The following is an 11,537-nucleotide window of genomic DNA, read 5'->3' on the forward strand; positions in this document are numbered from 1 at the left end:
TTTAAGTTCTACACTTTGTGTTTTGAATTGTTTTTAGAGTGCTAATTTGCAGATATAATTCTTTGAATTTTTCCCTATTGAAATAATAAAAGGGTATTTGTTTTATTATTTCTAAATTATTTAAAAAAATGATAAATAAAGTATCATCATTGATTGCTAATTGAAACGTTAAGGTTAGCATTGTATTAAATGCTGCATTTTCATTGTTTATAAAATGATAAATACTTTTTTTAAAAAGAGCATCAATTGCTATAAATATATTTTCTTTAAATAGTTCTTTACCGCTTTGGAAAAATTCAGTTATGTAGTCCATTGAATTTTTGATTTCTCCTATTAAAAAATAGGCCCAAGAGATATCTAAAAAGTTCTTTTTGTCTTTAAAGTCTATTATTTTTAAGTAGTCTTGAGATTTAATAATTGCTTTTTTCCAGTTTTTATTTAAATATTCTAGTTCTGAGAGCAAAAGATGAGCATCAACTTGATTTTGATCCATGTTAATTATTTTTTTTAGATTTGCTATAGCTTTGTTATATTTTTTTGATTTTTTTAGCAACATTGATTTTTGGTAAAGTTTTTCTATTGTGTATTTGTTTGTTTGCTCATTGAGCTTTAATGTTGGTGGTGTTATTGTAGGGCAAATTTTTGGGGTCAATCCATAAAAGAGTGCCAGTAGTATTATTGTTCTCATTAAATTCCTTCTTTTATTTGTTCAACAATATCTATTAACAGGTTTTTATATTTATTTGCTAATGGGTATAAATTGAGTTCGGTTTTAAACTCGTTTAAGTATTTCAAGGCAATAATAGTTGAGTTTCTTATTGATTTTGATGAATTTATCATTTCTATTAGTTTAAATATTTCTTTTTTTGCTTTAGTGGTTTTAGAATATTTTATTTGATTAAATTTTGAAATAATTTTTGGTTCAAATTTTTTTTCTTGTAAAAAATAAATTATTGGCAAGCTTTTTTTCCCTTCAAACAAATCGTCTCCAAACCTTTTGCCATTAATTTTATTTTTGATGTTTTTAATATCGTCTATTATTTGGAAATAAACGCCAAGTTTTAAGAATGTATTGTAAATTCTTTTAGCTTTGTCTTCATTATTTGTGAGTATTGCAGCTAAAAAGCTAGCCATTCCGAAAAGTGAAGCTGTTTTTAATTCTACTAAAGAAATGTATTCCTTAATACTTGGAATGTGCGATTCATTGTGAAATTTAATGTCAATCCCTTGTCCTAGGTGTAAATTTGAAAGAGTGGTAAAGAAATTTTCATAAATTAATAATTTTTGATTTTCTTTTAAATTTGATCTTTCTATTAATTTTGCAGGTAAAAAATAAATTAGATTACCGGCATTTATGCTGTTATCTATTCCATAGATTAAATGTATTGCTGATGTGCCTCGTCTTTTTAGCGAATTGTCTTCAATGTCATCAATAATCAAACTTCCAGAATGAGGAAGTTCAAGTAGCAAGCTTAATTTATATATTAATTTATCGTTTTTTTCTTTTAAACCCAATGCGTAAGCCAAAAGAATCATTATCATTGGTCTTATTCGTTTTCCACCTCTATTGATGATTTCAATTGCTGGTGCTTTAATATAATCAAGAGTTTCCTTTTTTATTTTAAAGGTGAATTTTAAATCTTTATCTTTGAATAAATTTAGAAAATTAGTTGTTGAAAAGACATTATTAATATTTTTTTCAATGTTTTTTAAAAATAGTTTATTTTGCATAATAAGAATTATAATGAAAAAGTATAATAAATTGTATTAAAGGGATTGATGTGTATCGCCGAGATGATGAGTATTCTCAAAAAGCTAAAAGAGAAGGGTATTTGGCAAGGTCTGTGTACAAGTTGATAGAAATTGATGAAAAATTTTCTTTATTTTCTTCTGGTAATGTATTAGATATTGGTGCGTCACCCGGTAGTTTTTCCCAATATGCTTATAAAAGGCTTAAAAGAGGTATTTTAGTATCTGTTGATATTAATGACATTAGCCTTAGATATGTTAATAATTTTTATTTTGTCAAGGGAGATATATTTTTAGAGGGTACGGTTTCTAAAATTAATATGTTTGGGCCTTATAGCCTTGTAATTAGCGATGTAGCTCCTAAGACTACTGGAAACAGACTTGTGGATACCAGTAATTCTTTTAATTTAAGCATGAGAATAATAGATTTATCACTTGAAGTTTTGCTTAAAAAAGGAAATTTACTTATTAAAGTTTTTCAGGGAGGAGATGAGATGCAAATTTTTAAAAGGTTTGAAAAATATTTTAAATTTGTAAAAAAAATCAGGCCCAAAGCTGTAAGGAAAAATTCTTTTGAAATTTATTTTTTAGGTAAAAGTTTTGGCAAGTAGCAATTTAATTAAATTGTTATAAGTATCAATTTAAAGGTATAAAATATGTTGAAAAAAGAAATATCTAAAGAGGGAAAGTTGCAGCTTCAAGTTGCGGGTTTTAAAATAGGCAAAGAAAGTTATGGGGTGTCAATAGAGCACATTAGAGAAATTATTAAAGTTCCATCAGAAGGAGTTTATGCTATACCAAATGTTCCTGAATATATTATAGGTATTTATAACCTTAGGGGTAGTATTATTCCCTTGGTCAATTTAAATATTAAATTTGGAGTTCCTTCTATTTCAACAACAGAAGAAGATATGCTTTTGACAGGATATTTAATAGTTAAGATTAAAAATAAACTTTTGGGTATTTTTGTTGACAGGGTTCTTAAAGTTATTAGCTTTGATGATTCTAGGATTCAAGAACCCCCTGCTACTTTGCAAACTTTAGATAGAAAATATATATCCGGTGTTGTAAAGCTTGACGAGGCTGATAATCTTGAGAGTGAATATTTAGTATTAATTGATATTACAAAAATTTTTGATAAATACGAATTTGACGATATTCCTTATAAAGATCAACATGAAGAATAGGGTTATTCTTTGCATTAATACTTTAAAGTCAGGGGCTAATCTTTTAGGTAATGATATTAAAGTTTATTTGGAAACCAAATATTTTATTGAGGTGGTGTTAATAGATGTTGGTAAGCCTTTGTTTTCTTTTCCAAAAGAAAATTTTCTTTTTATGATAACTTTAGGAGGAGATGGAACAGTTCTTTTGGCTGTTAATTTGCTTCTTGAAAGTAAAAATTTTGATATTCCAATTATTTCAATTAATATGGGCAAGGTAGGGTTTTTAGCAGATATTAAGATCGAAGATTTTAAAAAAGTCATAGATAAATTTTTTAACAATTCTTTAGTTATTAATAAAAAATTTTTGCTTCATGCAACAGTTTATCAGCACGGTAAAGATTTAATTTCTAAATATGCTTTAAATGATATTATTATTCGTTCAAGCGTTCTTAATAAAATGATTTATGTAGATCTTAAGGTTAATTCTGAAAGTTTTTTATCGTATAAGAGTGATGGGATAATTGTATCTACTCCAACAGGTTCAACAGGGTATTCTTTCTCGGCAGGAGGTCCTATTTTAGAAGCAGATCTTGAGGGTTTTTTACTTACACCTATTTCTCCCCATTCTGTTTATAATCGTTCTTTTGTGTTTTCTAAATTAAGTAAACTTTCTCTTTCTTTTTCAAAGGAATATTTCATAGCATCAGCATCAATTTTTTTAGATGGAATTAATTTTGGTTCTTTTGGGGTTGATGTTGTTTTTGAATTTAAAATTTCTTCTCAAAGTTTAAATTTTATTTCATTTTGCACGGATACTTTTGTTAAGAGATTGAAAAATAAATTATTGTAAGTTTAATGCTTTTTCAAGCAGTGTTCTTTTAAATAAATATTGTTATTGGTTGTTAATTGAATGCTTGATTTAATCTAATCTTTAATAAGACTAGAGAATTTTGTATGTTTTAAGATTTGATACTTTTAAAAATTATTTAAAATTTTACATAATTTATTATAAGGATATTAGTGCTTTTTGTTAGTAAAGTTAATGTTCCAAGGGTGTTTTTTATAAATTTATAACTTGTTAAAATATTTAATATGTTTGTTATTAAGTTAATGTATTGGATAGCTGATAAATCACCTTTGTATGAGTTTTAGGCAGGTGTTTATGGATTTAATTGATAATGAAAATTATAAAAAAATATTGTACATTAATAATCTTATTTTAAGGACCTTAAATGATATAACAGCTATAAAAGAGACTAGTGAATTTACATTAAATGCTAAGCTTTCATCGGATCTTATTGATTTTAATTTAAATGTTTTAAGTTATGTTTCGTCTTTAAATTATTTTTATACTAGGCCTAGGTTGAAAGTAAATTATTCTATAAAAAAAATTTTGTCTGGATTGATTTCTGATTTTAGTTTAGTTATTAGTCCCATTCTTAGTATCACCCCAAGAGAGTTGATTGAAATGCCTCAGGCTCTTAACTTAAATCCTGAAGAGAGGTTTTTAATTATTAAGAAATTGGGTTATTTAATTGATTTGGCTAAAAATTTTAGTAAAAAAGATTCTAAAACACTTGTTTTTCTTGAAGATGTATATCTTAAATTTATTATTTTTTCTAAAAATATTATTGATTTTAGAGATTTTTCTAGAAATTTAAAACTTGAGAGTCCTTATTATAAATTCCAATTTGAACATCTTATTAAAGTGTTTGAGCTTTTAGAAGAAGGAGCATTTATTTTGAGAAGCAAATATGAGCTTAGTGGATCTCATGAATTTGGATTGCATTCTCTTGGTTATCTTGAAGCTGGAAGATCTTTAGCTGCGATAGCTTCTCAAAAAGAAGTTGCTGAAAAATTTTCAAGGTTTCATGGAGTTTGGTCTTCAAAGTTTAGTTCGGATTTAATTAAGGCAAAATAGATAGATTAAAGTGGGAGGGGGAATTATATTGAGTTTCAATGCAGAAGAGGGTGTAATTAAATTTAAAAAATTAAAAATTTTTTTGATCTTGGTCTTGTTTTTATTATTTATAATTTTGATTGATTTTTTTATAAGATCTACTATGAATGTATCTAATTTTTATTATTTTAAGAGTTTTGAAAATAAATTCGGGTATAAAAATATAAATTTAAGCAAGAATGTTTTTGTATCAAATAAGGTTTTAAATCTTAATTTCGGAGAATCTTATTATTCTCTTTTAAGTGATAACTTAATAAGTTATTCAGATTATTATTATGTGCTTTTAAATTCTAGTCAAGATTATTCTGTTTTTTCTGTTAAAAATAATAAATTTTTATTTAAGCTCAAGTTTAAGGATTTTGTTTTTGTAATAAATAATTTAATTTTTACTTTAAACGACTTGTATAAAACTTTGGAGATTTATGATTCTGGTGGAAATAATATACTAGTGCTCAATTTTTTGTCCTCAATTTTAAGTGTGGATTACAATAATGAAATTTTAGTTTTAGGGCTTTCTAATGGCGAGATTAATCTATATAAACAGGGCAAGATAATTTATACGGAAAATTTTTTGGAGAAAAAATTTCCAACATGGTTTGTTAAATTAAGTTCTGATAATAAATATTTAGTTTCATTAAAAGGTAATTCCAATTATTTTTTAGAAATAATTGACTTAGAGAATAATTATAAAAAAATTTTGGAATTAAGCAATTTAGCTATTAATAGTTTTGAGACTTTTATAAAAATAGATGATTATCATAATTTGTTTATTGAAAATGAAAATTCACTTGTGGTGATAGATATTAAAAGTGTTAGAATATTTAAAGTTGAAAATAAAAATTCTATTTTAAGAGCATCATATGATTATTTTCAAAATATTTACAGAGTGTATTTTTATTCTGAGAGTGAAAAAATTATTAATATAAAAACTTATTCTGCAAATTCTTTTAGACTGTTTGATAATATTTTTATCAAAGATGAAATAAGCTCATTTGTTGAATTTGAAAATGGACTTTTGTATTTTAATGCTAATAATGATTTAAAATATTTGGGTTTGGGACAGTGATTTTAATTGTTTTTATATTTTTCTTTAATATTTTAAATTTATATCCATTTTTGGAATTTAAAAATGATGAAAAATTTGCTTTAGTTAAAGATTTTGGTGCATTGGATAATAATAAATTGAATATTGGAGTAAGGTTAAGGCCCTTGAAAAAAACAGTATCTGTTTTTTCAAATAATTATAAAATCTTGTATTCAAAAAATAGGATAGGTAGAAATAGTAGTATTTTGGTCATTTTTGACAATGATTTAAATTTGAATTTAGAGATTTTAGGAGAGTTTTTTTATGAACTTGGAAAGATTTTTTTAAAGGATGAAAAGAGTGTTATTGATTTAGTAGTTAATGATCCTAGTGCCAAAAGGATTATCAATCCTTTATTTGTTATTAAGAATAAAAACAATGTAGTTGCTGATACAGTTTATACCTTAGACAAAGTTTTTTTAAAAGGAAAAGGTGATGATGAGAGATTGGAATTATTAAAAAATAAAAATTTAAGTGTTGATTCTGGGCATTATAGTCTTTTATTATATTTTCATACTCAAAAATTAGAATCTTTTGAAAATTCTCTTAAAGGAATTTATTATTTTGAGATTATCTTGAATAATAAAAGTATTTTTCGTTCAGATTTTCAAAATATTTTTTTGATTAATAATACATACACTTTAGCTCAAGAGAAAAATTATGGATTAGATATTTTGAATATTAAAAAAGATGGCGGATGCCTTAAAATAAATGATCTTAATTTTGTTAAGGGTAAAAATGAAATTAAAATAAAATATGGTGATGTTTATGGAAATGAAAAAAAAATAATTTATAGGTTTAAATTAAATGAATAACAATGTTTTTCATTTTCCAGTACTTCTTGATGCAATTTGTAAGCTTATAGAAGATTTACCTGTAAAAAGCGATTCAATATACATTGATTCTACTCTTGGAGAAGGTGTTCATGCAAAAGCTATTCTTGAAAAATATGACTTTTTAAGTTTGATTGGAATTGAGAGAGATTTCCAAATTTTACAAAGAGCAAAGCAGTTACTTTTTATTTTTGAAGATAGAATTAAATATTTTAATGATTGGTTTGATAATTTTTTTGCCAATTACCCTTTAAATGCCAAAGCCAATTTTATTTTAGTTGATCTTGGTATTTCTATGTTTCATTACAAGGGCAGTAAAAAAGGATTTTCTTTTCTTGAAGATGAACCTTTAGATATGAGGCTTTGTTCTTCTTCTTGCAGCATTAGTGCAGCTGAGATTGTAAACACTTTTAGTAAATATGATCTTGAAAAATTAATTTATGATTTAAGTAATGAACATTATTCTAGAAGAATCTCTAAAGCTATTGTAGAATATCGAAAAATTAAAAAAATACAAACTACAAAAGAGTTACAGTCCATAATAAATAAAGTTTATCCTTTTTTAAATACTAAAATAAATCCAGCTACAAAAACTTTTCAAGCGTTAAGGATTTATGTAAATGATGAGCTTGCTAGACTTAAAAGGAGTTTGCCTTTGTGGATAGAAAATTTAGCCAAAGATGGAATTTTAGCTATTATTACATTTCATTCAATAGAAGATCGTATTGTAAAAGATTTTTTTAGAAGTTTAAGCTGTGATTTGTACGCTAAAATTTCAAAAAAGCCCATTATTCCAAGTTTCGATGAGATTAAAAAAAACAAACCTTCAAGAAGCGCAAAGCTGAGAGCTGTAAAAAAATTATGAATAGCATAAGTAAAATTGAGTTTGAAGTTTATTGTATTTTAATTTTAATACTAACAGTTATACTGTGTTTTAACATTTATTTAAATTTCAGATATGTTGTAAAGCTTAGAGAATTTTATCACCTAGACAATGAACAGGAAAATATTATTGATGATAATTTAAGATTGCTCACAGTAATATATGAACTTGAAAATATTAATAGAATAGAAAGCTTTTCTTTTGCGGAATTAAATTTGGAAAAAAAGGCTAATGAAGATATAAATATTTTTGCTGAATAAAAGATTTTAGAATGAGGTTTGTGTGCGTATAAAGATTAAAGATATTTTAATCTCTTCTAAAGATGTAAAATTTGTAGGGAATATAAAAAATCTTGAAAAGATAGTATCGTTTTACTCTTTAGATAGTAGAGAAATAAAGAATGATAATATCAATGTTAGTCTTTATTTTGCATATAAGGGAAATAAAGTAGATGGATTTTCTTTTGTTAAATATTTAATTGATTTGGGTGTTAAATGTTTTGTATGTTCAAGAGATCATGAATCTGAGTGTATTGAATATTTAAATAATAATGAAGAATTAGTATTTTTGCTTACAAGCAATGTAATAAAACTTCTTCAAACTTTAGCATCGTGCTTAATTGAAAGAACAAGCTTTAAAAGAATTGCCATTACAGGCAGTAATGGCAAAACTACAACCAAAGAGATGCTTTATAGTATACTTTCAAAAAAATATAAAACTTACAAAACTTGGGGTAATTTAAATTCTGATATTGGTCTTCCACTTAGCATTTTAAGGGTAGAAGGTAATGAGGAATATGCTGTTTTTGAAGTTGGAGTTAGTTATGTTGGAGAAATGGATCTTTTATCCCAAATTTTAAAACCGGAAATTGTTATTATTACGAATATAAGTTATGCACATATGCAAGCTTTCAAAGAGTTACAAGTTATTGCTTTTGAAAAGAGCAAAATAATTGGTAAAAATATTGAAATCTTTGTTTTAAATGAAATGAATGATTATTGTGTTTATCTTGAAAAAAAAGCAAAAATCGAAAATCCAAATGTTAAAATTGTTTATTTTGATTTTGAAAATCTTAATATTAAATCATTTTCTTTTTTGAAAGGGAAATTTTTTTATGATTTTATTTACAAAGGGTTTAAGTACTCTATTTTATTGCTAGGTAGGCATAATATTTTTAATGCAATAGGGTGTATTAATTTGGCTTTATTTTTAGGAATGAAAGAAAAAGAAATAAGAGAAGGTTTAATTGAAACTGCTTTTCAAAAGGGTAGGGCAGAAATTTTTACACAAAATGGATATTTAATTTTAAATGATTCTTATAATGGGAATATGGGTTCTTTTATGGCCTTAAAAGATATAATTTTGGATCTCAATATCCAAAATAAAAAATTTATAGTTCTTGGATCTTTTAAAGAACTTGGAGAATTTGCATACAAAACTCATAAAGATTTAATTCAAGAGGCTATTTCAATGAATTTTGATAAAATTTTTCTAATTGGCGAAGAATTTTTGGATGTCAGGGATTCTGAAAATTTAGTTGAGAAGTGTTTATATTATTTTAGTGAGTTTGATAAATTTATTGATATTTTTTTAAAAAGTTTAGAACCTTCAGTTTTTATTGTAATTAAGGGTTCAAGGTTCAATAGGTTGGAGAGAATTTTAAATTATATTTAGATGATAATGAGGCTTTTATGTTTTACCTTTTAGGTTTGCGGTTGCTCAAATATATTACCTTTAGAATGGCTTATGCTACAATTTTTGCATTTTTACTTTCTTTGGTTGTAGGTCCCTATATTATTTTAAGGTTAAAAAAATTAAGAGCTGATCAGATTTTAAGAGAAGATGGTCCTAAAAGGCATTTAAGTGAAAAAACAGGAATTCCTACTATGGGGGGCATTCTTATTTTTTTTTCTGTTTTTATATCTTTAGTGTTTTGGAGTAACATTTTAAATGTTTATTTTTTGATTATGGTTTTTGTTATGCTTGGATTTGCTTTTTTGGGATTTATAGACGATTTTTTGAAAATCAAAAAGAAAACTTCAGATGGACTTAAAGCTCGATTTAAGGTTTATGGGCAAATGATATTTTCTTTTATTTCTGTTGGCATTCTGTATTATTTTGGAGGTGAACATGTTAGTATAATCTATTTTCCTTTTATTAAATCTTTTCAAATAGATTTGGGGGTGTTTTACATTCCTTTTGGCATGTTTATTTTAATTTCTGCTTCTAATTCTTTTAATTTAACAGATGGGCTTGATGGGCTTGCAATTGGATTAAGTATAGTTATAACAGGAGCTTTAATAATAATCGCCTATCTTACAAGCAGGGCTGATTTTGCTGCTTATTTGCATATTCCAAATATTAAAGGCTCTGAAGAGCTTGTAATATTTCTTGGAGCTTTGCTTGGGGGTAGTTTTGGATTTTTATGGTTTAATGCCTATCCTGCTAAAATTATGATGGGAGATACGGGTAGTCTGGCTCTGGGTGCCATTCTTGGAATGGCATCTTTGATTTTAAAAAGCGAAATACTTTTTTCAATTCTTGCAGGTGTTTTTATTATTGAAACTATGTCTGTAATTATTCAAGTCATGGTTTACAAAAAGACTAAAAAAAGAGTATTTAAAATGGCTCCCCTTCATCATCATTTTGAAGAGCTTGGGTGGTCTGAGATGCAAGTTGTTATTAGATTTTGGATAATAGGATTAATATTTGCTATACTTGCTTTAAGTACGATAAAAATCAGATAATTTATTATGTTTATAGAGATAAATTCACTTAGGATATGTTATTTGCTTGTTTTGCTATTGTTAGTAGCCTATGGCCTTGTAGTTTTTTATACTTCTTCCTTTTTCCTAAGCTTAGAGCTGACAGGTAATCCAAATTTTTTATTTTTTACAAGACTTAGTTATCTTTTCTTGAGCTTTATAGTTTTCCTTGTTTTTGAGAGAATCCCCTTAAATTTTTTAAAAAAATCAATATTTCCTGTAATGATTATAACTCTTTTTTTAATTTTGGCAACTTTTTTAGCTCCAAGTATTTCTGGAGCTAAAAGATGGATATTCTTTCAAGGTATTAGTATTCAACCTTCTGAGATTTTTAAAATATCTTTTACTGTTTATCTTTCTTCCTATTTGAGTAAGTTTGATCTAATAAAAAACAATGGTATTTCATATTGGTTAAAACCAATGTTTATTTTTTCAATTTTTTGGGTGTTAATAATTTTGCAAAATGATTATTCAACAGCTATTTATTTTGCTATTCTTTTTTTTATTGTTTTGTTTGTTTCTAACATGGCATTTAGTTATGTTTTTGCTATTGTAATTACTTTTTTACCAGTTTCTGCTATATTTTTAATGCTTGAGCCTTATAGGGTTTCTAGAATTTTTGCCTTTCTCAATCCTTACGACGATCCTTCTGGCAAAGGTTACCAAATAATATCATCTCTTAATGCTTTAAAAAGCGGGGGAATTTTGGGCAAGGGTTTGGGAATGGGAGAGGTAAAACTTGGAAAGCTGCCAGAGGCTAATTCTGATTTTATTTTTTCAGTTCTTGGAGAGGAATTGGGATTTTTAGGTGTTTTGTTTGCTATAAGCTTATTTTTTTTGTTTTTTTACTTTGGTTACTTTATAGCTATTCATTCTGATAATAGATTTAAATTTTTTCTTGCATTTATTTCAAGTCTTGCAATTTTTCTTCAAAGTATAATGAATATTTTAATTGCAATTGGTCTTTTGCCTCCCACTGGGATTAATTTGCCGTTTTTTTCATCTGGAGGATCTTCTATTATTGTTACCATGGCGCTTTCTGGTCTTATTTCGAATGTTGCAAAAAACTTAAGTAATAATTGATAAATGTTTTTAGT

The 11,537-nt window shown here is 25.9% G+C and carries 13 protein-coding genes; 11 read left to right on the top strand and 2 right to left on the bottom strand.

What is annotated here, in order from left to right:
* Nucleotide 1: 1 nt before the first annotated feature.
* The gene (locus HNP68_RS02710; protein WP_183220190.1) at nucleotides 2-688 is read right to left on the bottom strand and encodes a tetratricopeptide repeat protein; all 687 of its coding nucleotides are present in this window, start codon (nucleotides 686-688) and stop codon (nucleotides 2-4) included.
* A complete protein-coding gene (locus HNP68_RS02715; RefSeq protein WP_183220191.1) occupies nucleotides 688-1,731 on the bottom strand; it encodes a polyprenyl synthetase family protein in 1,044 nt (347 codons plus the stop codon). Before HNP68_RS02715 ends, HNP68_RS02710 begins: the two co-directional genes overlap by 1 nt.
* A gap of 50 nt (nucleotides 1,732-1,781) precedes the next feature.
* On the opposite strand from HNP68_RS02715, the gene HNP68_RS02720 reads away from it, so the two are divergent.
* The 11 genes from HNP68_RS02720 to ftsW all read left to right on the top strand — a co-directional run bounded on the left by HNP68_RS02720 (nucleotide 1,782) and on the right by ftsW (nucleotide 11,523).
* Nucleotides 1,782-2,360, top strand: a complete 579-nt coding sequence (locus tag HNP68_RS02720; RefSeq protein ID WP_183220193.1) for an SAM-dependent methyltransferase — start codon at nucleotides 1,782-1,784, stop codon at nucleotides 2,358-2,360.
* A 45-nt stretch (nucleotides 2,361-2,405) separates the two neighbouring features.
* Nucleotides 2,406-2,936 carry a chemotaxis protein CheW gene (locus tag HNP68_RS02725; protein ID WP_183220195.1) on the top strand — a complete coding sequence of 177 codons (531 nt, stop codon included), beginning with the start codon at nucleotides 2,406-2,408 and terminating at the stop codon, nucleotides 2,934-2,936.
* Nucleotides 2,926-3,765 carry an NAD(+)/NADH kinase gene (locus HNP68_RS02730; protein WP_183220197.1) on the top strand — a complete coding sequence of 280 codons (840 nt, stop codon included), beginning with the start codon at nucleotides 2,926-2,928 and terminating at the stop codon, nucleotides 3,763-3,765. Before HNP68_RS02725 ends, HNP68_RS02730 begins: the two co-directional genes overlap by 11 nt.
* 312 nt (nucleotides 3,766-4,077) lie before the next feature.
* Nucleotides 4,078-4,836 carry a hypothetical protein gene (locus HNP68_RS02735; protein WP_183220199.1) on the top strand — a complete coding sequence of 253 codons (759 nt, stop codon included), beginning with the start codon at nucleotides 4,078-4,080 and terminating at the stop codon, nucleotides 4,834-4,836.
* A 28-nt stretch (nucleotides 4,837-4,864) separates the two neighbouring features.
* Nucleotides 4,865-5,941, top strand: a complete 1,077-nt coding sequence (locus HNP68_RS02740; protein ID WP_183220201.1) for a hypothetical protein — start codon at nucleotides 4,865-4,867, stop codon at nucleotides 5,939-5,941.
* Complete coding sequence (locus tag HNP68_RS02745) at nucleotides 5,938-6,774, top strand: hypothetical protein (RefSeq protein WP_183220203.1); 837 nt, start codon at nucleotides 5,938-5,940, stop codon at nucleotides 6,772-6,774. Before HNP68_RS02740 ends, HNP68_RS02745 begins: the two co-directional genes overlap by 4 nt.
* Entirely contained in the window at nucleotides 6,767-7,657 is an 891-nt protein-coding gene (rsmH, locus tag HNP68_RS02750) for a 16S rRNA (cytosine(1402)-N(4))-methyltransferase RsmH (protein ID WP_183220205.1), read from the top strand. The genes HNP68_RS02745 and rsmH overlap by 8 nt, the downstream gene beginning before the upstream one ends.
* Nucleotides 7,654-7,935 carry a hypothetical protein gene (locus HNP68_RS02755; RefSeq protein WP_183220207.1) on the top strand — a complete coding sequence of 94 codons (282 nt, stop codon included), beginning with the start codon at nucleotides 7,654-7,656 and terminating at the stop codon, nucleotides 7,933-7,935. The genes rsmH and HNP68_RS02755 overlap by 4 nt, the downstream gene beginning before the upstream one ends.
* A gap of 22 nt (nucleotides 7,936-7,957) precedes the next feature.
* On the top strand, nucleotides 7,958-9,349 hold the full coding sequence (locus HNP68_RS02760; protein ID WP_183220209.1) for a UDP-N-acetylmuramoyl-tripeptide--D-alanyl-D-alanine ligase: 1,392 nt from the start codon (nucleotides 7,958-7,960) through the stop codon (nucleotides 9,347-9,349).
* Nucleotides 9,350-9,366: 17 nt separating this feature from the next.
* Nucleotides 9,367-10,422 (top strand): phospho-N-acetylmuramoyl-pentapeptide-transferase, encoded by a 1,056-nt coding sequence (gene mraY, locus HNP68_RS02765; protein ID WP_183220211.1) that lies wholly within the window; start codon nucleotides 9,367-9,369, stop codon nucleotides 10,420-10,422.
* A gap of 42 nt (nucleotides 10,423-10,464) precedes the next feature.
* Nucleotides 10,465-11,523 carry a putative lipid II flippase FtsW gene (ftsW, locus tag HNP68_RS02770; RefSeq protein ID WP_183220213.1) on the top strand — a complete coding sequence of 353 codons (1,059 nt, stop codon included), beginning with the start codon at nucleotides 10,465-10,467 and terminating at the stop codon, nucleotides 11,521-11,523.
* Nucleotides 11,524-11,537 lie beyond the last annotated feature (14 nt).

The organism is Borreliella yangtzensis (genome assembly GCF_014201775.1).
Lineage (GTDB): Bacteria > Spirochaetota > Spirochaetia > Borreliales > Borreliaceae > Borreliella > Borreliella yangtzensis.

Coding starts and splice junctions, on each gene's coding strand:
- rsmH (WP_183220205.1), top strand. CDS start 6,767: ATGAATAACAATGTTTTTCATTTTCCAGTACTTCTTGATGCAATTTGT.
- HNP68_RS02715 (WP_183220191.1), bottom strand. CDS start 1,731: ATGCAAAATAAACTATTTTTAAAAAACATTGAAAAAAATATTAATAAT.
- HNP68_RS02710 (WP_183220190.1), bottom strand. CDS start 688: ATGAGAACAATAATACTACTGGCACTCTTTTATGGATTGACCCCAAAA.
- HNP68_RS02725 (WP_183220195.1), top strand. CDS start 2,406: ATGTTGAAAAAAGAAATATCTAAAGAGGGAAAGTTGCAGCTTCAAGTT.
- mraY (WP_183220211.1), top strand. CDS start 9,367: ATGTTTTACCTTTTAGGTTTGCGGTTGCTCAAATATATTACCTTTAGA.
- HNP68_RS02755 (WP_183220207.1), top strand. CDS start 7,654: ATGAATAGCATAAGTAAAATTGAGTTTGAAGTTTATTGTATTTTAATT.
- HNP68_RS02730 (WP_183220197.1), top strand. CDS start 2,926: ATGAAGAATAGGGTTATTCTTTGCATTAATACTTTAAAGTCAGGGGCT.
- HNP68_RS02735 (WP_183220199.1), top strand. CDS start 4,078: ATGGATTTAATTGATAATGAAAATTATAAAAAAATATTGTACATTAAT.